General features: G+C 69.7%; 24 protein-coding genes. 7 read left to right on the top strand and 17 right to left on the bottom strand.

Annotated elements, in window-relative coordinates:
* Positions 1-7: 7 nt before the first annotated feature.
* The gene (locus LNW72_RS23675) at positions 8-1,099 is read left to right on the top strand and encodes a serine hydrolase domain-containing protein (RefSeq protein WP_250977228.1); all 1,092 of its coding nucleotides are present in this window, start codon (positions 8-10) and stop codon (positions 1,097-1,099) included.
* Between the two features lie 362 nt (positions 1,100-1,461).
* On the top strand, positions 1,462-2,019 hold the full coding sequence (locus LNW72_RS23670; RefSeq protein WP_250977227.1) for an NAD(P)H-dependent oxidoreductase: 558 nt from the start codon (positions 1,462-1,464) through the stop codon (positions 2,017-2,019).
* A 113-nt stretch (positions 2,020-2,132) separates the two neighbouring features.
* Here the strand turns inward: LNW72_RS23670 and LNW72_RS23665 are convergent, their stop codons facing one another.
* The 3 genes from LNW72_RS23665 to LNW72_RS23655 all read right to left on the bottom strand — a co-directional run bounded on the left by LNW72_RS23665 (position 2,133) and on the right by LNW72_RS23655 (position 5,412).
* A complete protein-coding gene (locus LNW72_RS23665; RefSeq protein ID WP_250977226.1) occupies positions 2,133-3,032 on the bottom strand; it encodes an ABC transporter permease in 900 nt (299 codons plus the stop codon).
* Positions 3,019-4,056 (bottom strand): ABC transporter ATP-binding protein, encoded by a 1,038-nt coding sequence (locus LNW72_RS23660; protein WP_250977225.1) that lies wholly within the window; start codon positions 4,054-4,056, stop codon positions 3,019-3,021. The genes LNW72_RS23665 and LNW72_RS23660 overlap by 14 nt, the downstream gene beginning before the upstream one ends.
* Before the next feature lie 66 nt (positions 4,057-4,122).
* Positions 4,123-5,412 (bottom strand): DUF2092 domain-containing protein, encoded by a 1,290-nt coding sequence (locus LNW72_RS23655; protein WP_250977224.1) that lies wholly within the window; start codon positions 5,410-5,412, stop codon positions 4,123-4,125.
* Between the two features lie 502 nt (positions 5,413-5,914).
* Here LNW72_RS23655 and LNW72_RS23650 point away from each other — a divergent pair.
* The 3 genes from LNW72_RS23650 to LNW72_RS23640 all read left to right on the top strand — a co-directional run bounded on the left by LNW72_RS23650 (position 5,915) and on the right by LNW72_RS23640 (position 7,872).
* Positions 5,915-6,511: a hypothetical protein gene (locus LNW72_RS23650; RefSeq protein WP_250977223.1), complete on the top strand. Its 597-nt coding sequence runs from the start codon at positions 5,915-5,917 to the stop codon at positions 6,509-6,511.
* A gap of 114 nt (positions 6,512-6,625) precedes the next feature.
* Positions 6,626-7,117: a sigma-70 family RNA polymerase sigma factor gene (locus tag LNW72_RS23645; RefSeq protein WP_250980281.1), complete on the top strand. Its 492-nt coding sequence runs from the start codon at positions 6,626-6,628 to the stop codon at positions 7,115-7,117.
* The gene (locus LNW72_RS23640; protein ID WP_250977222.1) at positions 7,114-7,872 is read left to right on the top strand and encodes a zf-HC2 domain-containing protein; all 759 of its coding nucleotides are present in this window, start codon (positions 7,114-7,116) and stop codon (positions 7,870-7,872) included. The genes LNW72_RS23645 and LNW72_RS23640 overlap by 4 nt, the downstream gene beginning before the upstream one ends.
* A 70-nt stretch (positions 7,873-7,942) precedes the next feature.
* Here the strand turns inward: LNW72_RS23640 and LNW72_RS23635 are convergent, their stop codons facing one another.
* Both LNW72_RS23635 and LNW72_RS23630 read right to left on the bottom strand, forming a co-directional pair.
* A complete protein-coding gene (locus LNW72_RS23635; protein WP_250977221.1) occupies positions 7,943-9,943 on the bottom strand; it encodes a CocE/NonD family hydrolase in 2,001 nt (666 codons plus the stop codon).
* A gap of 70 nt (positions 9,944-10,013) precedes the next feature.
* The gene (locus tag LNW72_RS23630; protein WP_285369705.1) at positions 10,014-11,567 is read right to left on the bottom strand and encodes a peptide MFS transporter; all 1,554 of its coding nucleotides are present in this window, start codon (positions 11,565-11,567) and stop codon (positions 10,014-10,016) included.
* A 150-nt stretch (positions 11,568-11,717) separates the two neighbouring features.
* On the opposite strand from LNW72_RS23630, the gene LNW72_RS23625 reads away from it, so the two are divergent.
* On the top strand, positions 11,718-12,737 hold the full coding sequence (locus tag LNW72_RS23625) for a polyprenyl synthetase family protein (RefSeq protein ID WP_250977219.1): 1,020 nt from the start codon (positions 11,718-11,720) through the stop codon (positions 12,735-12,737).
* Positions 12,738-12,814: 77 nt separating this feature from the next.
* Here LNW72_RS23625 and tgmC read toward each other — a convergent pair whose 3' ends face one another.
* The 5 genes from tgmC to LNW72_RS23600 all read right to left on the bottom strand — a co-directional run bounded on the left by tgmC (position 12,815) and on the right by LNW72_RS23600 (position 16,395).
* Positions 12,815-13,963, bottom strand: a complete 1,149-nt coding sequence (gene tgmC, locus LNW72_RS23620; protein WP_250977218.1) for an ATP-grasp peptide maturase system methyltransferase — start codon at positions 13,961-13,963, stop codon at positions 12,815-12,817.
* Positions 13,953-14,891: an ATP-grasp ribosomal peptide maturase gene (gene tgmB / locus LNW72_RS23615; RefSeq protein ID WP_250977217.1), complete on the bottom strand. Its 939-nt coding sequence runs from the start codon at positions 14,889-14,891 to the stop codon at positions 13,953-13,955. The genes tgmC and tgmB overlap by 11 nt, the downstream gene beginning before the upstream one ends.
* A gap of 34 nt (positions 14,892-14,925) precedes the next feature.
* The gene (gene tgmA, locus LNW72_RS23610) at positions 14,926-15,177 is read right to left on the bottom strand and encodes a putative ATP-grasp-modified RiPP (RefSeq protein ID WP_250977216.1); all 252 of its coding nucleotides are present in this window, start codon (positions 15,175-15,177) and stop codon (positions 14,926-14,928) included.
* 163 nt (positions 15,178-15,340) lie between these two features.
* Positions 15,341-15,535: a DUF397 domain-containing protein gene (locus LNW72_RS23605; RefSeq protein ID WP_250977215.1), complete on the bottom strand. Its 195-nt coding sequence runs from the start codon at positions 15,533-15,535 to the stop codon at positions 15,341-15,343.
* Between the two features lie 11 nt (positions 15,536-15,546).
* Positions 15,547-16,395 carry a helix-turn-helix transcriptional regulator gene (locus tag LNW72_RS23600; RefSeq protein WP_250980280.1) on the bottom strand — a complete coding sequence of 283 codons (849 nt, stop codon included), beginning with the start codon at positions 16,393-16,395 and terminating at the stop codon, positions 15,547-15,549.
* Positions 16,396-16,668: 273 nt separating this feature from the next.
* Here LNW72_RS23600 and LNW72_RS23595 point away from each other — a divergent pair, with 273 nt between their 5' ends.
* Positions 16,669-17,133, top strand: a complete 465-nt coding sequence (locus LNW72_RS23595; RefSeq protein WP_250977214.1) for an ATP-binding protein — start codon at positions 16,669-16,671, stop codon at positions 17,131-17,133.
* 63 nt (positions 17,134-17,196) lie between these two features.
* Here LNW72_RS23595 and nuoN read toward each other — a convergent pair whose 3' ends face one another.
* From nuoN to nuoH, 7 genes are read right to left on the bottom strand one after another with little or no spacing between them, the layout of a single operon-like run.
* Positions 17,197-18,843, bottom strand: a complete 1,647-nt coding sequence (gene nuoN, locus LNW72_RS23590; RefSeq protein WP_250977213.1) for an NADH-quinone oxidoreductase subunit NuoN — start codon at positions 18,841-18,843, stop codon at positions 17,197-17,199.
* Positions 18,840-20,435 carry an NADH-quinone oxidoreductase subunit M gene (locus LNW72_RS23585; RefSeq protein ID WP_250977212.1) on the bottom strand — a complete coding sequence of 532 codons (1,596 nt, stop codon included), beginning with the start codon at positions 20,433-20,435 and terminating at the stop codon, positions 18,840-18,842. The genes nuoN and LNW72_RS23585 overlap by 4 nt, the downstream gene beginning before the upstream one ends.
* A gap of 6 nt (positions 20,436-20,441) precedes the next feature.
* Entirely contained in the window at positions 20,442-22,337 is a 1,896-nt protein-coding gene (gene nuoL / locus LNW72_RS23580; protein ID WP_250977211.1) for an NADH-quinone oxidoreductase subunit L, read from the bottom strand.
* A gap of 12 nt (positions 22,338-22,349) precedes the next feature.
* Entirely contained in the window at positions 22,350-22,649 is a 300-nt protein-coding gene (nuoK, locus tag LNW72_RS23575) for an NADH-quinone oxidoreductase subunit NuoK (RefSeq protein WP_138357554.1), read from the bottom strand.
* Positions 22,646-23,485: an NADH-quinone oxidoreductase subunit J gene (locus tag LNW72_RS23570; RefSeq protein WP_250980279.1), complete on the bottom strand. Its 840-nt coding sequence runs from the start codon at positions 23,483-23,485 to the stop codon at positions 22,646-22,648. Before LNW72_RS23570 ends, nuoK begins: the two co-directional genes overlap by 4 nt.
* A complete protein-coding gene (nuoI, locus tag LNW72_RS23565; protein ID WP_250977210.1) occupies positions 23,485-24,108 on the bottom strand; it encodes an NADH-quinone oxidoreductase subunit NuoI in 624 nt (207 codons plus the stop codon). The genes LNW72_RS23570 and nuoI overlap by 1 nt, the downstream gene beginning before the upstream one ends.
* Positions 24,101-25,429: an NADH-quinone oxidoreductase subunit NuoH gene (gene nuoH / locus LNW72_RS23560; protein ID WP_250980278.1), complete on the bottom strand. Its 1,329-nt coding sequence runs from the start codon at positions 25,427-25,429 to the stop codon at positions 24,101-24,103. The genes nuoI and nuoH overlap by 8 nt, the downstream gene beginning before the upstream one ends.
* Positions 25,430-25,433 lie beyond the last annotated feature (4 nt).

The following is a 25,433-nucleotide window of genomic DNA, read 5'->3' as shown; positions in this document are numbered from 1 at the left end:
GGTGGCGATGACCCGGTGGGCGGCGGAGGCGGCCGCCCCGCTGCTCGGCACCCGTTCCGGGGCCAGTGGCACCGTCGTCGCCCTGCGGCTCGGTGACGAACGGGTGTTCCTCACCGAAGGACGTACGGCCCACGTCGGCGGCGACCCGGTCGACGCCGACACCCGGTTCGAAATCGGCTCGCTCACCAAGGTTCTGACGGCCCTTCTGCTCGCGGAGCAGGCGGCCCGCGGCGAGGTCGCCCATGACGATCCCGTCTCCCGCTTCCTGCCGCCCGGAACCGGTCCGCGCCCCCGCGGCGCGCCCATGACGCTGCTGCATCTCGCCACCCACACCTCGGGACTGCCGCGACTGCCGCCCGGCCTGCTGGTCTCCGGCCGCGCGCGCTGGCTGACCAATCCCTATGCCGCGTTCTCGCACGACGACCTGCTGCGCGCGGTGCGGCGCACCCGGCCGCGCTTCGAGCCCGGCTCCCGGTTGCGCTACTCCAACTTCGCCGTCGGCCTGCTCGGACACCTGCTGGTACGCGCCGCCGATGCCGCCGACGCCCAAGCCGCCGACCCCCATGGCACCGACGCCTACGGCACCGGCGCGGCCTGCTGCTACGAAAGCCTGCTCACCGCCCGGGTGTTGCACCCCCTCGGCCTGCTCAGGACGGACTGCGCCGACGGCCTCCCGCAGGCCACCGGCTACTGGCACGGCCGCGCCCGGCCCGCCTGGCGGATCCCGGGCCTGCCCGCGGCGGGGGCGGCGCGCTCCAGCGGACGGGACCTGCTCCACCTGCTGGACGCGCTGATCGACCCCGGCACGGCGGCCGGGCCGTCGTTGCAGGCCGGGCTCGCCGACGTGATCCGCCCCCGGCTCGCCGTCCCGCGCGGCACCCGGCGCCTCGGACTGATCTGGAACATCCAGCCGCGCCCCGGCCACGATCTCTACCACCACTCCGGCGGCACCCGCGGCTTCTCGTCCTTCGCCGGTTTCAGTCCGCAGTCGGAGGTGGCCCTCGTCGCCCTGACCAACACCGCTCCGGCCATGAACAGCACCTTCATCCAGCGCGCGTACGACGCACTGGGTGCACTGGCGCTCCTGCGAACCCGCTGACGCCTCCCACCGGATTCCGGCACCTTTCGGCGTGCTGAGCCAGTCGAGTGGCCATCAACCGGATACCTTCATCAGCGACATGGTGATTGGTGACAAATGTCTGGTACATCCCACTAGCATGTGAAGGAATGGATGCGCCTCCCGGGCGATTGATCACAACCTGTCCAGTCCGCCGACTCCGGGTCGCCACGAAGACCACCGCACCTCAGCGCGGCAGGGTCACGTTCAGCGGCCCGCAGATGACAGCATCTGCGGGCCGCAGCCCAACACCCCACCCACCTCCGGCCTCGTCCCATCCCCCTGCCGGTCCACATCGACCGAACGGCCTTGACGAGAATTACATGCGCGTGCAATAAATGCGTATGCACACTCAGCGGACGTTCCTCTTCGTTCTCGGCAGCCCTCGCGCGGACGGCAACACCGAACTGCTGGCGCGCCACGCCGCCGAACAACTGCCCCCCGGCGCCGAGCAGCAGTGGCTGCGGCTGGCGGATCTGCCACTGCCGGACTTCGAGGATCTGCGCCACGCGGGCGACGGCCGCTACCCGGCGCCCACCGGCCACGGCAAGGTCCTGCTGGACGCCACCCTGGGCGCGACCGACCTCGTGATCGCCTCGCCGCTCTACTGGTACAGCGTCTCGACCGCCACCAAGCGCTACCTCGACCACTGGTCGGGCTGGATGCGCGTACCGGGCGTGGACTTCAAGCCCCGGATGGCCGGACGCAAGCTCTGGGGCATCACCGCTCTGGCGGGGCAGGACCCCGCCGACGCCGACGCCCTCGCGGGCACGCTGGAGAAGACGGCGAACTACCTGACGATGGAGTGGGGCGGCGTGCTGACCGGCAACGGCAGCGAGCCCGGCGACGTACTGAACGACACCGCGGCGCTGGGCCGGGCGAAGGAGTTCTTCACGGAATGACGGTGCTCCGCGGAATGACGGTGCTCCGCGGAACGATGGTTGCTCCGCGGAACGATGGTTGCTCCGCGGCACGACGGTGCCGCACCGGGCGGCCCGGCCTCACCCGCCGAGGTTCACGCGCTGATGTCCCGCGAGGTGAAGCGCGCCCACGCGGCGGAGCCGAACACCGCCGCGTACAGCGCCTGCAGACCGAGGTTCTTGACGATGTCGTCCCAGTAGACCGGGGCTCGCAGAACGTCCGCGAAGCTCAGCCAGTAGTGCGGGAAGAGATACGGCTGGACCACGTGCAGCTGCGGGATCGTGTCCACGATCTGCACGGTGATCACCAGACCCACCGTCGCCGCCATCGCGCCGATACCGCTGTTGGTGAGGGTCGAGATGAACAGCCCGATCGCGGCGACGCCCACCAGCGAGGCCGCGACCAGCGCCGCGATCATCAGGGCGCGCAGCAGGCCGTCGGAGAACGAGATGGTCGTGCCCGACAGCAGCGTCACGTCCCCCAGCGGGAAGAACGCCGCGCCGACCGCCAGTGCCGCGCCCGCCACGACCAGCGTCGCCACCGCGCAGAAGACGGCCACGGCGGTGAACTTGGCGAGCAGCAGCCGGGTCCGGCCGGCGGGGGCCACCAGCAGATAGCGCAGCGTGCCGGAGCTCGCCTCGCCCGCGACGGAGTCACCGGCGATCACGCCGACCGCCATGGGAAGGAAGACCGGCAGGGTCGCGGCGAGCGACGCGAAGCTCAGGAACAGGCCGTTGTTGCTGACCTGCGAGATGAACGCGGGACCCGCTCCCTCTCCCCCGCCGCCGCCCCGGCCGGCCGAACCGCCGTCCCGGGTCTCGATCTTCACCGCGATCCCGACCAGCAGCGGCACGGCGGCGAGCACCGCCAGCAGCGCCACGGTCCGCCAGCGGCGGAAGACGATCGTCAGCTCGCTGCGGAACAGCCCCAGCGACCAGAGGGCGCTGCTCAGGGGGCGGACGACGGGGACCGCCTCGGCCTCAGCCCGCGACATCGAAGCCCTCCCCGGTCAGCGCCACGAACGCGTCCTCCAGCGAGGCCCGTTCGACCCCGAAGCCGCGGACCCGCACCCCGGCGGCCACCAGGGCCGCGTTGAGGTCCGCGAGGTCCAGCGGTTCCGCCGCTTCCGCCGATGTGGACCTTTCCGCCGCATCCGGCGGGTCGGGTGGCAGTTCGCCGGTGACCTTGTCGTCCAGGACGATCAGATCCGTCACGCCGTGCTCCTTGAGAATCCGTACCGCGTCCGCCGGATCGGGGGTCGTCACGGCGAGCCGGCCACGCGTACCGGCCGCCAGTTCCGCGACGGTCCCCTGGGTGATGAGCCGGCCGCGCGCCATGACGGCGACGTGCGAGCACACCTGCTCGATCTCGTCGAGCAGATGCGAGGAGAGGAACACGGTCGTGCCGTCGGCCGCCAACTCCCTGATCAGGGACCGGATCTCGCGCATGCCCTGCGGGTCGAGACCGTTCGTCGGCTCGTCCAGCACCAGCAGCTCGCGCGGTTGCAGCAGCGCGGACGCTAGGCCGAGCCGCTGCTTCATGCCGAGCGAGTACGCCCGGGCCTTCTTGCCCGCGGCGGCGGCGAGACCGACCCGGTCGAGCGCGTCCCCGACCCGCGCGGTGCGCGTGCGGGGGTCCGCCGTGGGATCGGCGGAGTCGTAGCGCACCAGGTTGTCGCGGCCGGAGAGAAATCCGTAGAGCGCCGGTCCCTCGATCAGCGCGCCGACCTTCGGGAGCACCGTGCGTCCGGCGCGCGGCATCGGACGGCCCAGCACCGCGGCCGTCCCGGCCGTCGGCTCGATCAGGCCCATCAGCATCCGGATGGTGGTCGTCTTGCCCGAGCCATTGGGCCCGAGGAAGCCGAAGACGCTGCCGCGCGGCACCCGGAGATCCAGGCCGTCCACGGCGAGCGTCCCCCGGTACTGCTTCGTCAGACCACGGGTCTCGATCACGGCCTCGACCACGGCCTCGGCATCGGCCGCGGTCCCGGGTCCGGCCGCGGCGGACGGCTCTTCCATCGCACTTCCTCTGCAGGAGGACAAGAGCCCGCCCGGCCGGTGACACGGCCGGGCGGACGAAGGGGCTTACTTGGCAGCCGAGTTGGCGGCCTTGAGCAGGGCGTCCTGGTTGACGGCACCGACGTACACGGTGCCGTTGTCGGTGATCAGGGCGTTGACGAGCCGGGTCGAGAAGACCGTGCCGGAACCGAACTTTCCGGTGACGTGCTTGCCGAAGCTGTCGATCAGCCCCTGCACGTTCTTGTCGTTCCGGCCGCGCCCGGACTGCGATCCGGCGTCGGACCCGGGCAGGGCGCCCTTGGGCACCTTGATCTCGGCGACCGAATTCCAGTCCGCGCCCAGGACGTTCAGGCCTTCGAGAGCGGCCGCGCCGTCCTTGTCCGCCCTCTTGTCGTTCAGCGCGGTCCGGTCGGCCTTGTCCTCCGTCACCTTGGCGCCCTTGGGCGGGGTGAACTGGAAGGTGCTCGCGTCGGGCTTGCCGAAGTCCACCTTGGTGAAGCCGATGTCGATCGCGGCCTTGCCACCGGTTTTCGGCGTCAGCGTGAACTTCAGCGGCACCCCGGTCGACGCGTCCACCGCGACACGGATCGTGCCGACCGTGGAGTCGCCGCCCTTGGGCTGGACGAGAAGCTGGTAGGCGTTGCGCCCGGCGACCTTCGCCGTGCCGTCCACGGAGACGGACGTGTTGGGGCCCGCCGCCTTGAGCGCCTGCTGGGCCGCGGCCTGCGGGGTGCTCGGGAAGTCGTCGGGCAGCTGCTTGGCGTGGTCCGTGCCGGCCTTGCCTGCGGACTTCGGCAGCGTCGAGTGGTACGCCTGGTTGGACGAGCTGTCGTACGCCCAGACCTGGTCACCGTTGTGGATGACGCTGTACTCGGCGGCCTTCTCGATGATCGAGACGCGCTGCTTGTCCGGTCCGTCGGCCGCGATGTGCAGCGTGTGGCTGCCGGCCAGCAGCTGGGTGAGCTGCGCCTTGGGGTCGGCGGCGGAACCGCTGCCCTTGCGGCCCTTGCCGCTGTCGTCGCCGCCCGCGCCGCCGAAGGGGCTGCCGCCGCCGGTGGCGCCGCCCAGGAAGGACGGCAGCCCGAGGTCTGTGGTGATCTTGACCGAGCCCGAGACCGTCTGGGTGTCGGACGCGGCTATCTTCGTCAGCAACTGCTCTGCCGTGATCTTCGGCAGATCGGGGTTACCGGAGTCGGCGAGCGCCGGGACGAGGCTGATGGTCGCCGCCGCCACCCCCGCCACCGCGACAGGGACCGCGTACCGCATCGCCTTGCGGCGACCTGGACCTCTGCCCTCTCCCCCGGTGTCTCCGGTGTCTCCCGCTTCCGGGACCTGCGTCGGTTGGATCCGTGCCATTGCGTTCCTACCTCCGTCGTCAGCGGCGGCCACGATGCCGTGCACTCGTCCACCTCTCGGGTCCATTGTCACCCGATCCGCCCCTGAGGTGGTGATATCAATCCCACCAAACCGGGAGCCCCAGCACATCAGCCGCCGGGAGCAACCCTGTGTACGCCCCCGGGATGACGAACCCCGAGGACGTACACGGGTCGGTGGAAGCCCCGGAGGTACCGGAGAGCCCGCCGGGGGCCCGTTTCGGAGGCATTCGGACCCCTTCAGCCGGGTTCGGCCGTCCCCCGGCGCTCAGGGGCAACCCTCACGTGCGGTGAGAATCACGGCTCGGACGTTGAGTCGGACGGGCACCGTTTGCGTATACCGCACAATCGCCAGTCCAGGGTGGGTTGTTGAGCGAATCTCCCAAAACTTTTTTCGCGGATCGTTGAGTGGGCCGGCGCGGCCGCTGCGTATGGAAGGACGCGAACGTCGCACCGTCCACGCACTGCCACCAGGGGGAACCGTCATGTCCAAGCCCATTCGCACCAGCCGTACCCGTCTCTTCGCCGCCTCCGGAATCGCGGTTCTGGCGCTCGCCGTCACCGCCTGCGGCCCGACGGACTCCGACGCGTCGGGCGCGCAGGACCAGCCCTCGACGCCGCCGGCCACCTCGCAGCCGGCCTCGCAGCAGCCCGCGGGACAGCCCGCGGCGCAGTTGCCCGCGCCCACCGGCGCCCTGATCGCGGCGAAGACCCCGGCCTTCGCCGCGATGGTCACCGACGACCAGGGCCGCACGCTCTACCGCTTCGACAAGGACACCGCGCACCCGTCGGCGTCGAACTGCGCGGGCGACTGCGCCGTCAAGTGGCCGCCGGCCCTCGCCAAGGACAGCGTGACCGTGACCGGCATCGACAGGAGCCTGGTGGCCACCGTCACCCGCGCCGACGGCAGCAAGCAACTCACCCTCGGCGGCTGGCCGCTCTACCGCTTCGCCAAGGACACCAAGGCCGGCGACACCCTCGGCCAGGGCGTCGGCGGAACGTGGTTCGTGAGCAGCCCGCAGGGCAAGAAGGCGGCGAGCGGCGCCGGCACGAGCACCGGCGGCGACACCTCCGGATACTGATCCGGATTCTGATCCGAATTCTGATCCGCTGTTGATCAATCCCCAGACGGTCTCGACCTGGAGGATCGGGTGCGGAAGGATTCGCCCGTGGCCACGGAACCGAGCGAAGAGCTGATGCGGACGCTCTACAAGGAGCACGCGGGACCCCTGCTCGCCTATGTACTGCGGCTGGTCGCGGGGGACCGGCACCGGGCCGAGGACGTTGTGCAGGAGACGCTGTTGCGCGCCTGGCGCAACAGCGACCAGTTGGAGCGCGCCACCGGATCCGTCCGTCCCTGGCTGGTGACGGTGGCGCGCCGGCTGGTCATCGACGGCCATCGCAGCCGGCAGGCCCGCCCCCAGGAGGTCGATCCCGGCCCCCTGGACCTGCTGCCGGCCCAGGACGAGATGGACAAGGTGCTCCGGCTCATGACCATCTCCGACGCGATGGCCGACCTGACGGCCGCCCACCGGCAGGTGCTCGCCGAGACCTATCTGCGGGGGCGCACGGTCGAGGACGCCGCCGCGGTGCTCGGCATACCCGCGGGAACGGTGCGGTCGCGGATCTTCTACGCGCTGCGCTCGCTCAAACTCGCGCTCGAGGAACGAGGAGTGACGACATCATGACGTCGCCGCAGGAGCAGCACGCGGACGTCGGGGCGTACGCCCTCGGACTCCTCGACGACGCGGACGCCACCCGGTTCGAGACGCATCTGGCCGGTTGTGAGCTCTGCATGGCCGAACTCGACTCGCTCGCGGGCCTCGAACCACTGCTCGCCGAGTACGCGGCGGCGACCCCCGACCCCGGCGCCTTCCTTTCCGTTCCCGACCGCTCCGATGACGCGCTGCTCGGCCGGCTGCTCGACGAGGTCGCCGAGGTCCGCGCCAGGACGCGGCGCCGCCGGATGGTCCTGGTCGCGGCCGCCGCCGTCCTGATCATCGGCGGCCCGCTGATCGCCGTCCAGGCCACCTCGGGCGACACGACCTCGGCGGTCGCCGACCATGCCCCCGGCGGGCCCGCCGAGGCCGCCTTCGATCTGATACCGGCCTCCGCCAAGGTCTCCGGCACCGACCCCGCCACCAAGGTCAGCGCCACCATCGGCGTCGAGAAGAAGGCCTGGGGCAGCCACGTCGTCCTGGAACTCGGCAACGTGAAGGGCCCGCTGCGCTGCAGCCTCGTCGCCGTCGGCAAGAACGGCGACCAGCAGACCGTCACCACCTGGGCGGTCGGCCCCTGGGGCTACGGCATCCCGGACAGCCCCCACGACACCGCGCGCACCCCCCTCTACATGCACGGCGGCGCAGCCATGCAGCCGAACGAGGTCGACCACTACGAGGTGCGGACCCTGGACGGCAGAACACTGGTGGACGTCAAGGCCTGAGATCCCCTCGCGGGGTCAGTACGGGGACGGCCGTCGAACGCTTCAGGCGTTCGGCGGCCGTTCGCCGTTTTCAGCCCGCCGTCCGCGGGATGCGGCGGTTCCAGGTGCGGTGGAAGACGGTCTCGTCGCCGGAGTGGCAGGTCACCTCGTTGAAGGTGACGAAGTGCGTGGCGTCCGCCTGGATCTCGGACCGGGTGTCGATGCTGACGTCCCAGCCCAGGTCCGGACGGCGCAGCCGGACGTGCCACAGGGAGCGGGTGGCGGCGGAGAGCGGGTCGCCGGATTCGATGCGGTAGGTCTCCAGGGCGTCCTCGGTGAATTCGAGGCCGTCGGGGTAGATCCGGGTACCGCCGTAGCGCGGGTCGACGTCCAACTGCCAGGCGCCGGTGGCGACATCGCGGGTGACGACCCGCTCGGGGCGCGGCTCGGGCGCGCCGGGGAAGACCACCGGGAGCGGCGGGGCCTGTTCCGGTTCCTCGAAGTGCAGCGGGATCGCGGACGGCGACGGGGCCCGGACCGGCAGGTCGAGCGCGCTTTCGGCGGCCTCGATGGTGAAGCCTGAGGCGTTCTCGGGCTGCGCGTGCGGCCAGATCCACGGCCAGTAGGCGGAGGACAGCGCGAGCCGGATGCGGTGGCCGTGCGGGAACGCGTGGCCGATGCCGTTGAGCTCGAACGTGATGTCCTCGGTCTCGCCCGGGGTCCACTCCACCGCCCGGTCCCGGCCGTGCCGCGCCAGGAGGTTGAGGACGCCACGGGTGACGAGCGTGGAGGAGCCGTCCGGTGCCACGTCGCAGACCCGGGCGATGACCTGGCCGCGCGGCGCGTCGCAGCGCAGCCGCAGCCGGACCCGGGGGCGACCGAGGACCTCGACGCGGTCGGTGAGCGGCGCGGAGTCGAAGCAGACCGAGCGGCCGTCCTCCTCGCGCTGCTCCGGCGGCAGGTCGGCGTCGTTGCCGAACGGGAAGAAACGGCCGGCGTCGACCCCGGTGTGCTGCGGGGAGTCGACCCGCACCGGGCCGCCGGGCAGCGCGTACGGCGTGTAGGTGACGGCGGGCGACGGCCAGCTGTCCTCACCGACCCAGCGGCCCGGCAGTTCCTCGTAGACCGTGGCCGGCGGGTGCGACTCGCTGATCCAGGCGCGCAACAGGGGATCGTCCATCACCCCCGTGGGCTTGTCCTTCAGCCAGTGGTCCCACCAGCGCAGCGTCTCCTGGAGGAAGCCGATGGCGGGCCCGGGCGGCAGGCCCCGGTCGGGGTACTGGTGGGACCAGGGGCCGATCAGCCCGCGGACGGGGGCGTCCAGCTGCTCGACGAGGCGCAGCACGGTGTCCCGGTACGGGTCGTGCCAGCCGCCGACGGCGAGGACGGCCGCCTTGACCGCGGAGTAGTCCTCGCACACGCTGCCGTGCTGCCAGTACGCGTCACGGCTCTGGTGGCCGAGCCACGTATGGATGAACGGATCGACGACTTCGAGCCGTTCCAGCCACATCTGCCGCCAGCTGTCACCGACCGCCGTGGGATCGGGCGGCCGGCAGACGAAGGCGAGCATCGTCGCGGCCCAGGCGTGCATGTCGACTGCGAGGACCGAGCCGCCCATGTAGTGCACGTCGTTGTCGTAGCGGTCGTCGGTGGAGCAGACGGTGACGACGGCCTGGAGGGCCGGTGGCGCGAGCGCGGCGATCTGCAGGCTGTTGAAACCGCCCCAGGAGATGCCGAACATCCCGACCCGGCCGGTGCACCAGGACTGCGCGGCCAGCCATTCGACGACCGCGACGCCGTCCGCCAGCTCCGCGGCGTCGTACTCGTCGCCCGGCAGCCCCTCGGAGTTGCCGTGGCCGCGCACGTCCACCCGCACGGAGGCGTAGCCGTGGCCCGCGTACCAGGGGTGCCGCTGCGAATCGCGCGGCGCCGTCCAGTCGTAGAGCCGGTACGGGAGGTACTCCAGCAGCGCGGGCACCGGTTCGTCGGCGTACGGCCGCCAGATGCGCGCGTACAGCCGGGTGCCGTCGGGCAGCGGGATCCGGACGTCCTCGACGAAGGTCGTGTAGGGGAATTCGGTACGGATGCGCATCGGCGAGGCTCCCTACGACGTCGGCGGCGGGTCAGTGGACGGAGTCGGTGGACGGGATCGGTGGACGGGTTCAGTGGACGGGGTGCATCGTGCGGCGCAGCCAGGGCGCGGCGGCGACCACCGCGAGCCCGGCGAGTACGGCGACGGCGCCGTTGACACCGAAGTAGGCGACGTTGGAGACCGTGCCGTAGACCTTCACGGTCTGTGCCTGGATGCCGTTGGCGAGGGCGAGCGACAGGAACCACAGCGCCATCGTCTGGCTGGCGAAGGCCCGGGGCGCGAGCTTGGTCGTGGCCGACATGCCGGAGGTCTCCAGCAGGATGTCGCCGAGCCCGAGCAGCAGATACGAGCCGACGATCCACCAGACGGCCATCTGGTACGTGTCGTCGCTGTGCCCGGACGTGGGCAGCACCATGAGCAGGAAGGACAGCCCGCCGAGGATCACCCCGAACGCGATCTTGTTGGACGCGTGCGGCTGCCGGGGCCCCATCCGCGACCACACCGCCGCGACGACGGGCGCGAGCGCGACCTCGAAAGCGCCGAGCGCGGAGGCGTACCAGCTCGCCGGGAAGTGGAAGCCGAGGATCTCCGTGCGGGCGTTGGTCGAGGCCAGCAGCATCATCGTCGAGTACGCCTGGAACAGGATGAAGTTGAATACCACGGACGCCAGGAACAGCACGACGTACGGGCGCAGCCGGCCGCGCTCCTCGTCGGTCACCCGGGGGCTCCGGAACATCACGGCGAAGTAGGCGACCGGCGCGATCACCGAGACCACCGTCAGGACGTCGACGAAGCGGTCCATCGTCAGCCAGCCGGCCAGCGCCAGCGCCGTGGCCAGGACGGCGACGGCGAGCAGCCCGGCGACGATCAGCCGGACGGCACGGCGCATGGCCCGAGGCGACAGCTCGAATTCGGCGGAGGCCTTGCGGCCGGCCAGGTGACGGCGGCCCGCGACGTACTGGATCAGGCCGAATGTCATGCCGATCGCGGCGGCCGAGAATCCCCAGTGCCAGCCCTTGTGGTCGCCGAGCCAGCCGGTGATCAGCGGGCCGAGGAAGGCCCCCACGTTGATGCCCATGTAGTACAGCGCGAAGCCGGCGTCCCGGCGCTCGTCCTCGGTGCGGTAGAGCTTGCCGACCATGGTGGCCACGTTGGGTTTCAGCAGGCCGGTGCCGGCGCTGATCAGCCCGAGGCCCGCCCAGGTCATGGCGGGGGTCGGGAAGGCCATCGAGTAGTGGCCGACGGCGATGAGGATGCCGCCCCACAGCACCGCCCGGTACGAGCCGAGGATGCGGTCGGCGAGCCAGCCGCCGCCGACCGAGACCAGGTAGACCATCGTTCCGTACGCCGCCGAGACGGAGGCGGCGGTGCCCGGGTTCATGCCCAGGCCGCCGCCGGCGACCGAGTCGGCGAAGTACAGGACGAGGATCGCCTGCATGCCCAGGAAGGAGAACCGCTCCCAGACCTCCAGGCCCGACAGCGTCAGCAGCCCACGTGGATGCCCGAAGAACGCGTGGTCGTCGGACGCGGGCGGCTCCGGATCGGCCGCTTCGTCGGTCAGCGTGTCGGTCACCGGCGGCCGGCCTCCCGATCGGTCGGAATAAAAGGCATCAATGCGGATCATATGAGGCAAGATCCCGAACGGCCTGATGTGGATGACCTGTCCCGGCCATATAGGGGCGATGCCCCGGCAAAGATCGAGAGGGGACCGGCTACGCTGCCCGTGTAAGCAGTGCCACCCCTCAGACGCATCTCAGCGAATGGAGTACCCCTCGTGAACGTCGTCGGGCCGTTCGGGTTGAGCGTGCGGGACGAGGCTCTCGAAGCCGACGTCCAGGCCGGGCTGTTTGCCGTGGAAGAGGGCCTCCTGGAGGCCACCAAGAGCGACGTCCCCTTCATCGCCGGCGCCGCGCGCCATCTGCTGCGGGCGGGCGGCAAGCGATTCCGGCCGCTGCTGGTGATGCTGGGCGCCCAGTTCGGCGACCCGCACGCGCCGGGCATCGTGCCCGCCGCGGTGGTCGTGGAGCTCACCCACCTCGCGACGCTTTACCACGACGACGTGATGGACGAGGCGGACGTGCGCCGCGGCGTCCCCAGCGCGAACGCCCGCTGGGACAACTCGGTGGCCGTCCTCACCGGCGACTTCCTGTTCGCCCGCGCCTCGCACATACTGGCCGACCTCGGCCCCGAGGCCGTCCGCGTCCAGTCCGAGGCCTTCGAGCGGCTGGTGACCGGCCAGATCCTGGAGACCGCGGGCCCGGCCGACGGCCGCGACCCCGTCGACCACTACCTCGACGTCATCAGCGGCAAGAGCGGCTCGCTCGTCGCGGTCTCCTGCCGCTTCGGGGCCATGATGTCCGGCGCGGACGAGTCGGTCGTCGACATCCTCACCCAGTACGGCGAGCGCATCGGCACCGCCTTCCAGCTCGCCGACGACATCCTCGACATCGCCAGCGACAGCCACGAGTCGGGCAAGACCCCCGGCACCGACCTGCGCGAAGGCATCCCCACCCTCCCGGTGCTCCATCTGCGCACCCGGGTCGCCGCGGCCAACGGCTCGGCCTCCCCGGCCGACCGCCACCTCTGCGACCTCCTCGCCGGCGACCTCACCGACGACCACCGGCACGCCGAGGCGCTGCGCCTGCTGCGCGCCCACCCCGCGCTGGAGCAGGCCCGCCGCGACACCGTCCGCTACGCCGACGAAGCCCGCGCCACCCTCGCCCCGCTCCCGGACTGCGCCGCGAAGCAGGCCCTGGAGGGCCTGTGCGACGCGGTGGTGTACCGCGCGGGCTGACCCCCCGCACCTTCGGCCGACAGAGCCGGACCTACTGCGGCCGATCAGCCGCACCGGCTTGACGGCCGCAGTTCCGGTCAGGCCGGCAGCCGCCAGGAGGGGCCCTCCGGATCACCCATCCAGACGGACTGCTGCATATCCGGCGTGACCGTCACACCGAAAGCGGACAGCGGCGGCGAGCCGGTCTTCTGCCACCCTGCGAGAGCCGTCTCCACCTGGTCCCACAGGCGCAGCGGCCCGTACTGATGGACGCTCCATCCGTCCCCGCTCGCCGCCGCCTCCGTCCAGGCCAGCGAGCCGGTCGCCACATCGAGGAGGGTGACCTCGTCCCCGGAGCCGAGCAGTTCGGCGGAGGGTGCCGCGAGCTGTGCGACGAGGTGGGCGGCCCGGTCGTCCAGCAGGACCGGGTTCACCCGGCTGGGGCGGACCTCCCCCTCGTGCCGGAAGAAGGTGGGGCGCGGCGGATGGCCGTGCGGGCGGGCGAGCATGTAGGAGATCGGTTCCCCGGTGAAGCTGCCTTGCGCGCCGCCGTCCTCACCGACGGTGAGGCGGAGCAGGCCTGACGCCATCATCCAGCCGCTGAGCGTGACAGCGATGGTGCCGCCGGCCCGCACCTGCCACAACCAGGAAGTCGGGATGGAACGCACGGAGCACGTGGCCACGAGGCGATCGAACTCCGTCTCCTCGTCGCGCCAGTCGAGTCCGTCATCGACGATCAACCGTGGGACGTAGCCGGCGGCGGCGAGATGTGCGGCAGCACGCGCGGCCAGTGCGCGGTCGACCTCGACCGAGGTGACGTGCTTCTCGCCCAGGCGATGACTCAGTAGAGCGGTCGAATAGCCCGTGCCCGTCCCGATCTCCAGCACCCGGTCCCCGTCCCGGATGCCCGCCGCCTCCAGTGTCCGGACGACCAGGGACGGAAGCGTTGACGAGGAGGTCGCGTCCCCCGCCGCGACAACTCCGGCACTCCAGTCGGCATCGGCGCCGTCGATCTGTGTCACCCAGGTGCTGTCCTCGTAAACGAGGGCCAGCCACTCGTCGTCTCCGATCAGCGCCTGAACGACCGGTTCCCATTCCGTTCCCCGTCGGCCCTGTCGCGCGCGGTAGAAGGCGCCGTCGAAGAACAACTCGCGGGGAACCGCCTCCACAGCCGCGCGCCAGGCGGGATCCACGGCAGGGAGCCGTCCGGCCAGAGCACTGCGGAGCTGTGCGGCGTCAACAGGCATGGGATTCTCCGGACCTCTGGAGCTGATCGGCGATGGCGGAGGCAATTCGGGCGGATATCGCCTCGGGGAACCATGCCCACTGCCCGTTCGGATTGCACTCGTACATCCACCACCGGCCATCGGTGTCGAGCCCGAAGTCAAAGGCGCCGAAGACCAGCCCGAACGCCTCAAGGAACGCGCGCACACCCTTTTCCACCACTCCGGGCGTCTCGACCAACCGGTAGGAGAGAGCGTCGTAGTCCCGGCGCCAGTCCAAGAACGAAGAGCCGTCGATCCGCGCGGCGAACAGTTCGTCGCCCACGATCGTCAGTCGCACATCGGCCAACTTGTCGACCCGCTGTTGGAAGGTATGCAAGGTCTGCGCCACGCCGGGGCCGATGTCCTCCGGAGGAACCTCTTCCACCCAGACCGTGTTGGCCCGGCCGTCATCGTCGACGAAGTCGGTACTGCGCAGCAGCTTGTAGACCACCGGACCGTGGTCCCGGGCGAACCGGCGGGCCCGATCCACATCGTTCGTCATGAGCGTCGGCGGCACCGCCAGGCCGCAGCGCGCCGCGACTGCCAGCCGCGCGGGCTTGTGCTCGGCATCCTGATTACGCCACGGATGGTTCACGTAGTGGGCGCCGCGCAGCGACCCCAGAATTCCGCCGAGGCCGTACCGGGACTGCTCGACGGACCAACGTGCCACCTGGTCGGACGCGTCGTGGCGGTACGGGCTCGGGCGCCGCCAGTACACGGACCGTACGCGTTCCAGATCCAGCACACGGCTGGCAGTCCGCACACTGCCGGCAGAGTTCCTGCAGCCGAACAGCGCATTCACCTGAACCGAAACGGGGAAGTCGCCGGGATCAAGACGGACCACCGGGACTTCCCGACGATTCAGCTCGGCGATCACGATGTCGGCGGTCGGGTCATCGAGCCGGGTCACCACGAGGACTGGGCAGGCGTCCCCGTGCTCCGCCTCAGTCACTGTCGCCGGACTGGTCACTGCCCTGATCAGGGGTGCCGTCAAGACTCGTCTTGGTCGACGTCTCCTTCGACGTCTCGGACTTCTTGTGCTGCGACCACGCCGAGATCTCGACACCGTCCGTATCCAGCCACCGCGCTCTCTGAGTACGGGTGTCCAGAACGATCCGAGGGGCCGGCGCCGGCGTGTCGCCGGGAAACGGTGCCATGCGGGTCAATCCCCATGGCATTGAGGCGCGTTCGGGCATCACGGCTCCTCGCGTTCTCGCATGCTGCGACAGTCGATTGATCGCTCTCCGTGACGCTAGCGTCACGGAGGTGACTGACACAAGAGGAGCGGCGCATGGATGTGCCGCCACGCCTCGTGCGGCTCGCCATGGATCAGCGAGGAAGCGCCCCGCGGACGGATGCTCAGAGCAGGTGGTCGAACTCGCCCGCCTTGATGCCGGACACAAAGGCGCGGAGGCGGGCAGGGGTGGTGCTGATCACCTCGTCGGGGCGGTCGCTCTCGCGGACGAGTATGCCGCCGAGGCCCATAGCAAGCTCAACGCAGTTACCGTTCCCCTCCGAAAAAGAGGACTTCTGCCATGTGATGCGTGTGACCATCGCCGGTTCTCTCACAATTCTTGTGCGATGTGATGGATGAGGTCTCTGGACTTTCCGATATCGAGGGCCATGCCCTCCACCGCAGCGTAGATGACCCGGTATTTGTCCAACTGGGCCTCGGCGTCCAGGAATACGGAACCCGCCACGCTGTCGAGCTGGACCGTGTCCAGTTCAGGGACCGCGCCGCAGGCATAGAGCATCCCCTGTGCCGATACCGCGAGTTCGGACGTGAACGGGATGACACGGATGGTGACTGAGTCCCACTCGGAAGCAGTGCTCAGGAAATCCAGCTGTTCGCGCGCCACCTTGCGCCCACCGAAGCGCATACGCAGGGCAGCCTCGTGGATGATCGCGCTGAACGGCAGCGGCGCCTCTCGCTCGAAAACGACGCGTCGGCGCACGCGGTGCTCGATTCGCGATCCGATCTCCTCGGAGGGGAGCGGGGGAACCACTGCTGCAAACATGGCGCGCGCGTAGTCTTCGGTCTGGAAAATTCCAGGGACCGTGACGGTCTGCACCGTACGCATGAGGGTCGCGTGATGCTCAAGCTCGGCGATGTCACGAAAGTCAGCCGGAAGGGCCTCCCGGTACTCGTCCCACCATCCCTTCCCGCGTTCGTCGGCCATGCCCACCAAGGCTGCGACCAAGTCCGCGTTCCCGGCCGAGTAGTGACTGGTGAGAATACGCACCCGGTCGCCGCTGACTCCCCAGCGACCGGACTCGATGTGGCTGATCTGAGCCTGATTCCCACCGAGTCGCTCCCCCGCCTCCCGGGCGGTCATCCCGGCATGCTCGCGGAGCTTGCGCAGCTCCGCCCCCAGGCGCCGCTGTCGCGCCGTGGGATAACTCCTCGGTGGCATCCGTTCATCTCCCTTGAAGGCAGGCCGGGCATATCGCATGGGCGTAGCGCGGCCTCACCGAACCCGCGCCAGCTTACGTCTCATGCTTGTGCCGTCTCATGCATGTGCCCTACCGTCTGTGTTGCTTCGATCACACCGGGGCGCAGGTGGCATCCCGCCGCTCGCACCCCTATTTTGCGCTGCCCGTAAGCCGGAAGTGCACCCCTTGCGATGAGGGGCGTGGCCACCGCACGTCGGCGCACATGCATCAGCCCTCCCGTTTCTGGAGATTCCATGATCACAACGAAACCCGTACCGCAACCACCTCACCCCGACGCCCCGTGGGACTACTGGCTCCAGATTCCGCATGACCTGCGTGGAGCGGGAGTTGCGCGCGGCACTTTGCGCTCCGTCCTCGACGCCCACGAACTGATCCCGTTGCTGGACACCTCCGCGCTGCTCACATCGGAGTTGGTCGCCAACGCTCTGGAGTACTCCGACGGTCCGGTGTCGTTACGACTCCACTGGCGGGCGGAGCGTCTGAGGCTCGCGGTGTGGGACAACAACCCGAAACCACCCGATTGCCTGTCCGTACGGGAGGACTCCGAGCGCGGTCGAGGGCTGTACCTGGTCGAGCTCCTCTCCGAGGAATGGGGTTACTACCTGACCGGGGAGGAACACTTCGGGCTGTCGGGCAAGCTGGTGTGGTGCGACGTGGCAGCCGGGAAAGCGGCCACCGTGTGGAATGCGCACTCGTGAGAGAACGCGAACGGCCGCCGAACGCCTGAAGCGTTCGACGGCCGTTTCCCGTGGTGCCGTTGGTCAGCGGACGAAGACGCCCGCCTTGTCGGCGAGGTCCAGGAAGTACTGCGGCATGACGCCCAGCACGAGCGTCACCGCCACGCCGATGCCGATGGCCGTGGAGGTCCAGGCGCTCGGGACGGCGACGGTGGGGCCGTCGGGCTTCGGTTCGCTGAAGAACATCAGCACGATGACGCGGATGTAGAAGAACGCGGCGATGGCCGAGGAGAGCACACCCACGATGACCAGCGGCATCGCGCCGCCCTGGGCCGCCGCCTTGAAGACCGCGAACTTTCCGGCGAAGCCGGAGGTCAGCGGGATGCCCGCGAAGGCCAGCAGGAAGACCGCGAAGACCGCCGCGACGAGCGGCGAGCGGCGGCCGAGGCCGGCCCAGTGGGACAGGTGGGTGGCTTCGCCGCCCGCGTCGCGGACCAGGGTGACGACGGCGAAGGCGCCGAGCGTCACGAAGGAGTACGCCGCGAGGTAGAAGAGCACCGACGAGACGCCGTCCGGCGTGGTGGCGATGACACCCGCGAGGATGAATCCGGCGTGCGCGATGGACGAGTACGCCAGCAGTCGCTTCACATCGGTCTGGGTGACGGCGACGATCGCGCCGACCAGCATCGTCAGGATCGCGACGCCCCACATCACCGGCCGCCAGTCCCAGCGCATGCCCGGCAGGACCACGTAGAGGAGTCGCAGCAGCGCGCCGAAGGCGGCGACCTTGGTGGCGGCGGCCATGAAGCCGGTCACCGGGGTCGGGGCGCCCTGGTAGACGTCCGGGGTCCACATGTGGAACGGCACGGCGCCGACCTTGAACAGCAGCCCCATCGCGACCATCGCGGTGCCGATGAGCAGCAGCGCGTCGTTGCCGGTGGTGGCGGCGAGCGCCGGGGTCATCTTGGCGGTGCCGTCGACGACGGCGGCGATGCCGGAGTACGAGACGGTGCCCGCGTACCCGTAGAGCAGCGCGATGCCGAACAGCAGGAAGGCCGACGAGAAGGCTCCCAGCAGGAAGTACTTCATCGCGGCTTCCTGCGACATGAAGCGCCGGCGGCGGGCCAGCGCGCAGAGCAGGTACAGCGGCAGCGAGAAGACCTCCAGCGCGACGAAGAGCGTCAGCAGGTCGGACGCGGCCGGGAAGATCAGCATGCCGCCGACCGCGAAGAGCAGCAGCGGGAAGACCTCGGTGGTGGTGAACCCGGCCTTGACCGCGGCCTTCTCGGCGTCGCCGCCGGGAACGGCGGAGCCCTGGGCGGCGAAGGAGTCGACCTTGCGGCCGTGCGCCTTCGGGTCGAGCCGGCGTTCGGCGAAGGTGAACACCGCGACCAGCCCGACCAGCAGGATCGTGCCCTGCAGGAAGAGCGCGGGGCCGTCGACGGCGACCGCTCCCATGGCCGCGACATGCGCCTTGGTGGTGCCGTAGCCCCTGGCCGCCAGGGCCACGACGGCGGCGAAGGCGGCGGCGAGGCCGATGACGCTGACCGCGATCTGCCCCAGGTAGCGGGACTTACGGGGCAGGAACGCCTCGACGAGGATCCCGACGACCGCTGCCCCGAAGACGATCAGGACGGGCGACAGCTGGGTGTACTCGATCTTCGGGGCGGGGATCTTGTCTGCGGCGGGGGCCGCCATTGTCCACAGGCTGTGGACGGCTGTTCCGCTCACTTGGTCGCCTCCAGCGCGGGCTTGGGGTCGGTCTTGTGCACGTCGGAGAGCGTCTGGCCGACCGCGGGATTGACGATGTCCGTGAGCGGCTTCGGGTACACGCCGAGGAAGAGCAGCAGCGCGATCAGCGGGACCACCACGGCGACCTCGCGGACCCGGAGGTCCCGCATTCCCTCGATGCCCTCCTTCACCGGCCCGGTCATCGTCCGCTGGTACAGGACGAGGACGTAGAGCGCGGCGAGCACGATGCCGACGGTGGCGATGATGCCGAGCGCCGGGTAGCGGCTGAACGTGCCGACGAGCACCAGGAATTCGGAGACGAACGGGGCGAGCCCCGGCAGCGACAGGGTCGCCAGTCCGCCGATCAGGAAGGTGCCCGCGAGCACCGGCGCCACCTTCTGCACCCCGCCGTAGTCGGCGATGAGCCGCGAGCCGCGCCGGCTGATCAGGAAGCCGGCCACCAGCAGCAGCGCGGCGGTCGAGATCCCGTGGTTGACCATGTAGAGCGCGGCGCCGCTCTGCCCCTGGGTGGTCATCGCGAAGATGCCCATGATGATGAAGCCGAAGTGCGAGATGGACGCGTAGGCGATCAGCCGCTTGATGTCGCGCTGGCCGACGGCCAGCAGGGCACCGTAGATGATGCTGATCACCGCGAGCACCAGGATCACCGGCGTCGCCCACTTGCTGGCCTCCGGGAAGAGCTGGAGGCAGTAGCGCAGCATCGCGAAGGTGCCGACCTTGTCGACGACCGCGGTGATCAGGACGGCGACCGGCGCGGTCGACTCCCCCATCGCGTTCGGCAGCCAGGTGTGCAGCGGCCACAGCGGCGCCTTCACCGCGAAGGCGAAGAAGAAGCCGAGGAAGAGCCACCGCTCGGTGGAGGACGCCAGGTCGAACTTGCCGGCCGCGCGCGCCTGGAGGATCTCCTGGAGCGAGAACGTGCCGTGGCCGAGCTGGTCGGCGCTGGCCGCGTACAGCCCGATGACGGCGGCCAGCATGACGAGCCCGCCGACCAGGTTGTAGAGCAGGAACTTCACGGCGGCGTACGAGCGCTGCTTGGCCGCCTCGTCGTCGCCGTGCTCGTGCGCCTGGTCCCCGAAGCCGCCGATGAGGAAGTACATCGGGATGAGCATGGCTTCGAAGAAGATGTAGAAGAGGAAGACGTCGGTGGCCTCGAAGGAGACCACCACCATCGCCTCGACGGCCAGGATCAGGGCGAAGAAGCCCTGGGTGGGCCGCCAGCGGCGGTTGGGGTTCTTGTCCTCGAGGGGGTCGGCGTCGTGCCAGCCCGCCGCGATGATGAACGGGATCAAGAGGGCGGTCAGCGCGACCAGCGAGACGCCGATGCCGTCCACGCCGAGTTCGTAGCGGACCCCGAAGTCCTTGATCCACGCGTGGGACTCGGTGAGCTGGTAGCGCTCACCGCCCGGTTCGAACCGGACGAGGACGATCACGGCCAGCACGAACGTCGCGACCGAGAAGCCCAGCGCCGACCACTTGGCGACAGTGCGCTTCGCGGCCGGTACGGCGGCGGTGGCGATCGCGCCGACCGCCGGGAGGGCGGCCGTGACGGTAAGGAGGGGAAAGGACATGAGTTATCAGACCGCCCTCATCAGGAGAGTCGCGGCGACCAGGACCGCCGTGCCACCCAGCATCGACACCGCGTACGAGCGGACATAGCCGTTCTGCAGCTTGCGCAGGCGGCCGGAGAGGCCGCCGACCCCGGCGGCGGTGCCGTTGACCGCACCGTCCACCAGGGAGTGGTCCAGGTAGACCAGGCTGCGGGTGAGGTGTTCGCCGCCGCGCACCAGCACGACGTGGTTGAAGTCGTCCTGGAGCAGGTCGCGCCGGGCGGCGCGGGTCAGCAGCGAGCCGCGCGGAGCGACGGCCGGCACGGCCTTGCGCCCGTACATCAGCCAGGCCAGGGCGACCCCGATGACCAGCACGACCATCGTGCCCGCCGTCACCGTCGTGGCGCTGAGGGGCGAGTGCCCCTCCTCGTGCCCGGTGACCGGCTCCAGCCACTTCAGGAAGGAGCTGTTCAGGCTGAACAGCCCGCCCGCGAAGACCGAGCCGAAGGCCAGCACGATCATCGGGATGGTCATGGACTTGGGCGACTCGTGCGGGTGCGGCTCGTGGCCTTCCGCGTCCGCCTCCCAGCGCTTCTCGCCGAAGAACGTCATCAGCATCACGCGCGTCATGTAGAACGCGGTGATCGCGGCGCCCAGCAGGGCCGCGCCGCCGAGGATCCAGCCCTCGGTGCCGCCCTTGGCGAAGGCCGCCTCGATGATCTTGTCCTTGGAGAAGAAGCCGGACAGACCCGGGAAGCCGATGATCGCCAGATAGCCGAGGCCGAAGGTGATGAACGTGACCGGCATGTACTTGCGCAGGCCCCCGTACTTCCGCATGTCGACCTCGTCGTTCATGCCGTGCATGACCGATCCGGCGCCGAGGAAGAGTCCGGCCTTGAAGAAGCCGTGGGTGACCAGGTGCATGATCGCGAAGACATAGCCGATCGGGCCGAGCCCGGCCGCCATGATCATGTAGCCGATCTGCGACATCGTCGAGCCCGCCAGGGCCTTCTTGATGTCGTCCTTCGCGCAACCGACGATCGCACCGAACAGCAGCGTGACCGCGCCGACCGTGACCACCGCGACCTGCGCGTCCGGGGCGCCGTTGAAGATCGCGCCGGACCGGGTGATCAGATACACGCCCGCCGTCACCATCGTCGCCGCGTGGATCAGGGCCGAGACCGGGGTCGGGCCCTCCATCGCGTCGCCGAGCCAGGACTGCAGCGGCACCTGGGCGGACTTGCCGCAGGCGGCGAGCAGCAGCATCAGGCCGATGGCCGTCAGCTTGCCCTCGCTCGCGTCGCCCGCGTGCGCCAGCACCGGCTGGAAGCTGAACGTGCCGAAGGTCGTGAACATCAGCATGATCGCGATGGACAGACCGACGTCACCGACGCGGTTGACGAGGAACGCCTTCTTCGCCGCCGTGGCCGCGCTCGGCTTGTGCTGCCAGAAGCCGATCAGCAGGTACGAGGCGAGGCCGACGCCCTCCCAGCCGACGTACAGCAGGAAGTAGTTGTCGGCGATGACCAGCAGCAGCATCGCCGCCACGAACAGGTTCAGATAGCCGAAGAAGCGGCGGCGCCGCTCGTCGTGCTCCATGTACCCGATCGAGTAGATGTGGATCAACGTGCCCACACCGCTGATCAGCAGCACGAAGGTCATCGACAACTGGTCGAGCTGGAAGCCGATGTCGGCCTGGAAGCCGCCGACCGGCACCCAGCTGAACAGGTGCGAGTACATCGTGCGGTCTTCGCCGCTCTTGCCGAGCATGTCGAAGAAGAGCACGGCGCCGATACCGAAGGACACCGCCGCGAAGAGCGTGCCGAGCCAGTGGCCGACACGGTCCAACCGGCGGCCGCCGGTCAGCAGGATCGCCGCGCCCAGCAGTGGTGCCGCGACGAGCAATCCGATGAGGTTCTCCACTGTCGCTACCCCTTACAGCTTCATCAGATTGGCGTCGTCGACCGAGGCCGAGTGCCGGGAGCGGAACATCGTCACGATGATCGCGAGCCCGACCACGACCTCGGCGGCGGCGACCACCATCGTGAAGAAGGCGATGATCTGGCCGTCGAGGTTGCCGTGCATCCGGGAGAAGGTGACGAACGCCAGGTTGCAGGCGTTCAGCATCAGCTCGACGCACATGAAGACGATGATCGCGTTGCGCCGGATCAGCACCCCGGCGGCGCCGATGGTGAACAGCAGCGCGGCCAGGTACAGGTAGTTGACCGGATTCACTTGCTCGCCTCCTCTGGCGCCGTGACCTCGGGCGCGGACCGTTCCAGCCAGCTCTCCGAGCGCTGTTCCAGCTCGGCGAGATCGGCCAGGGCCTCGTTCGACACATCACGGATCTGACCGCGGTCCCGCAGCGTGGCGCTGACCGACAGGTCCGAGGTGGTGCCGTCCGGCAGCAGGCCGGGGACGTCCACCGCGTTGTGCCGGGCGTACACACCGGGGGCGGGCAGCGGCGGCACCTGGGTGCCCGCGCGGACCCGCGCGATCGACAGCTCGCGCTGCGTGCTGCGCTCCTCGGTCCGCTCGCGGTGCGTCAGCACCATCGCGCCGACGGCCGCCGTGATCAGCAGCGCGCCGGTGATCTCGAAGGCCCATACGTACTTGGTGAAGATGAGCCGCGCCAAGCCCTCGACGTTGCCGCCCGCGTTCGCCTGGCCGAGGCCGGCGAACGAGTCGAGCGAGGCGTTGCCGATGCCCGCGATCAGCAGGATCCCGAAGCCGAGACCGCATCCCGCGGCCAGCCAGCGCTGACCCTTCAGCGTCTCCTTCAGCGAGTCGGCGGCGGTGATGCCGACCAGCATGACGACGAAGAGGAAGAGCATCATGATCGCGCCGGTGTAGACGACGATCTGGACGACGCCGAGGAAGTACGCGCCCTGCGCCATGTAGAAGACAGCCAGGATGATCATGGTTCCGGCCAGACAGAGCGCGCTGTGCACCGTCTTCTTGCTCAGTACCGTGCCCAGCGCACCCAGCACGGCGACGACCGCGAGGATCCAGAACTGGAACGCCTCCCCGGTGGACGTCGCGCCCACCGTGGCGGCGGTGAAGGTGGACATCATGCCTCGGCCCCCGTTCCCGCGGGCTTGCCGCCGCCGGGGGCGGCCACGGGCACCGCGTCCTCCGGCGGCTTCTCGCCCTTGGAGACCGCCACCTGGCGCTCGGTGCCGGGAGCGGCCTCCGTCACCAGACCGCGGTAGTAGTCCCCTTCGTCCATGCCGACGAAGATCGAGTGCGGTGCCTCGACCATGCCCTCGTCCAGGCCGGCGAGCAGCTGCTCCTTGGTGAAGATCAGCGACTCGCGGCTGCTGTCGGCGAGTTCGTACTCGTTGGTCATCGTCAGCGCCCGGGTGGGGCACGCCTCGATGCACAGCCCGCACAGGATGCAGCGGGCGTAGTTGATCTGGTAGACGCGGCCGTAGCGCTCACCCGGGGAGTAGCGCTCCTCCTCGGTGTTGTCCGCGCCCTCCACGTAGATCGCGTCGGCCGGGCAGGCCCACGCGCACAGTTCGCAGCCGACGCACTTCTCCAGCCCGTCCGGGTGCCGGTTGAGCTGGTGCCGGCCGTGGAAGCGCGGCGCGGTCGGCTTCTTCTCCTCGGGGTACTGCTCGGTCAGCCGCTTCTTGAACATGGCCTTGAAGGTCACGCCGAAGCCCGCGACCGGGCCCAGGAACTCAGGCATCGTCGGCCTCCTTGTCATTGTCCGGGGCGTCCGGGGCGCCGACGAGCTGCGGCTCGCCAAGACTGCGGCTGCGACGGCGCGGCACCGGTGGCAGCGTCTGCCCCGGCAACGGCGGTACGGGGAAGCCGCCCGCCATCGGATCGAACGGTTCCGGCGGTGCCGCGGCGGCTTCCGCCTCGTCCTTCTTCCGCCCGCGGTCGCGGAACACGTCGACCACGAGGGAGATCAGCAGCAGGCCGACGACGGCGCCGCCGACGTACAGCACGATGTCGCGCAGGCCGTAGTTCTCGTTCCGCATCGCCCGGACGGTCGCGACCAGCATCAGCCAGACCATCGAGACCGGGATGAGGACCTTCCAGCCCAGCTTCATGAACTGGTCGTAGCGCACCCGCGGCAGCGTGCCGCGCAGCCAGATGAAGAAGAACAGCAGCAGCTGGACCTTGATCGTGAACCAGAGCATCGGCCACCAGCCGTGGTTCGCGCCCTCCCAGAAGGTGCTGATCGGCCACGGGGCCCGCCAGCCGCCCAGGAAGAGGGTGGTCGCCACCGCCGAGACCGTCACCATGTTCACGTACTCGGCGAGCATGAAGAGCGCGAACTTGATCGACGAGTACTCGGTGTTGAAGCCGCCGACCAGGTCGCCCTCGGACTCCGGCATGTCGAACGGGGCGCGGTTGGTCTCACCGACCATCGCCACGATGTAGATCAGCAGCGAGACCGGCAGCAGCACCGCGAACCAGCGGTCGTGCTGCGCCTCGACGATCGCCGAGGTGGACATCGACCCGGAGTAGAGGAAGACCGCCGCGAAGGACAGCCCCATCGCGATCTCGTAGGAGATCATCTGGGCCGAGGCGCGCAGGCCGCCGAGCAGCGGGTATGTCGAGCCGGAGGACCAGCCCGCGAGCACGATGCCGTAGATGCCGACGGACGCGGTGGCCAGGATGTACAGGACGCCGATCGGGAGATCGGTGAGCTGCAGCGCGGTGCGGGTGCCGAAGATCGACACCTCGTTGTCGGCCGGGCCGAAGGGGATCACCGCGAAGGACATGAAGGCGGGGATCGCCGCGACGATCGGCGCGAGGATGTACACCACCTTGTCCGCGCGCTTGACGATGATGTCTTCCTTCAGCATCAGCTTGATGCCGTCGGCGAGCGACTGGAGCATGCCCCACGGGCCGTGCCGGTTGGGGCCGATGCGCAGCTGCATCCACGCCACGACCTTGCGCTCCCAGACGATCGAGAACAGCACGGTCAGCATGGCGAAGGCGAAACAGAAGACCGCCTTGAGGAGGACCAGCCACCACGGATCGGTGCCGAACATCGAC

It is taken from the genome of Streptomyces sp. RKAG293 (genome assembly GCF_023701745.1).
GTDB lineage: Bacteria > Actinomycetota > Actinomycetes > Streptomycetales > Streptomycetaceae > Actinacidiphila.
The sequence above is the reverse complement of the archived record's forward strand: the minus strand, read 5'-3'. Positions and strand labels throughout refer to the sequence as shown.

What these genes read in the sequence shown, in the direction of transcription:
- LNW72_RS23675 (WP_250977228.1), top strand. Translation starts at nt 8, where the DNA reads ATGACCCGGTGGGCGGCGGAGGCGGCCGCCCCGCTGCTCGGCACCCGT.
- LNW72_RS23670 (WP_250977227.1), top strand. Translation starts at nt 1,462, where the DNA reads ATGCACACTCAGCGGACGTTCCTCTTCGTTCTCGGCAGCCCTCGCGCG.
- LNW72_RS23665 (WP_250977226.1), bottom strand. Translation starts at nt 3,032, where the DNA reads ATGTCGCGGGCTGAGGCCGAGGCGGTCCCCGTCGTCCGCCCCCTGAGC.
- LNW72_RS23660 (WP_250977225.1), bottom strand. Translation starts at nt 4,056, where the DNA reads ATGGAAGAGCCGTCCGCCGCGGCCGGACCCGGGACCGCGGCCGATGCC.
- LNW72_RS23655 (WP_250977224.1), bottom strand. Translation starts at nt 5,412, where the DNA reads ATGGCACGGATCCAACCGACGCAGGTCCCGGAAGCGGGAGACACCGGA.
- LNW72_RS23650 (WP_250977223.1), top strand. Translation starts at nt 5,915, where the DNA reads ATGTCCAAGCCCATTCGCACCAGCCGTACCCGTCTCTTCGCCGCCTCC.
- LNW72_RS23645 (WP_250980281.1), top strand. Translation starts at nt 6,626, where the DNA reads ATGCGGACGCTCTACAAGGAGCACGCGGGACCCCTGCTCGCCTATGTA.
- LNW72_RS23640 (WP_250977222.1), top strand. Translation starts at nt 7,114, where the DNA reads ATGACGTCGCCGCAGGAGCAGCACGCGGACGTCGGGGCGTACGCCCTC.
- LNW72_RS23635 (WP_250977221.1), bottom strand. Translation starts at nt 9,943, where the DNA reads ATGCGCATCCGTACCGAATTCCCCTACACGACCTTCGTCGAGGACGTC.
- LNW72_RS23630 (WP_285369705.1), bottom strand. Translation starts at nt 11,567, where the DNA reads ATGATCCGCATTGATGCCTTTTATTCCGACCGATCGGGAGGCCGGCCG.
- tgmC (WP_250977218.1), bottom strand. Translation starts at nt 13,963, where the DNA reads ATGCCTGTTGACGCCGCACAGCTCCGCAGTGCTCTGGCCGGACGGCTC.
- tgmA (WP_250977216.1), bottom strand. Translation starts at nt 15,177, where the DNA reads ATGCCCGAACGCGCCTCAATGCCATGGGGATTGACCCGCATGGCACCG.
- LNW72_RS23605 (WP_250977215.1), bottom strand. Translation starts at nt 15,535, where the DNA reads ATGGTCACACGCATCACATGGCAGAAGTCCTCTTTTTCGGAGGGGAAC.
- LNW72_RS23600 (WP_250980280.1), bottom strand. Translation starts at nt 16,395, where the DNA reads ATGCCACCGAGGAGTTATCCCACGGCGCGACAGCGGCGCCTGGGGGCG.
- LNW72_RS23595 (WP_250977214.1), top strand. Translation starts at nt 16,669, where the DNA reads ATGATCACAACGAAACCCGTACCGCAACCACCTCACCCCGACGCCCCG.
- LNW72_RS23585 (WP_250977212.1), bottom strand. Translation starts at nt 20,435, where the DNA reads ATGTCCTTTCCCCTCCTTACCGTCACGGCCGCCCTCCCGGCGGTCGGC.
- LNW72_RS23570 (WP_250980279.1), bottom strand. Translation starts at nt 23,485, where the DNA reads ATGTCCACCTTCACCGCCGCCACGGTGGGCGCGACGTCCACCGGGGAG.
- nuoI (WP_250977210.1), bottom strand. Translation starts at nt 24,108, where the DNA reads ATGCCTGAGTTCCTGGGCCCGGTCGCGGGCTTCGGCGTGACCTTCAAG.
- nuoH (WP_250980278.1), bottom strand. Translation starts at nt 25,429, where the DNA reads ATGTTCGGCACCGATCCGTGGTGGCTGGTCCTCCTCAAGGCGGTCTTC.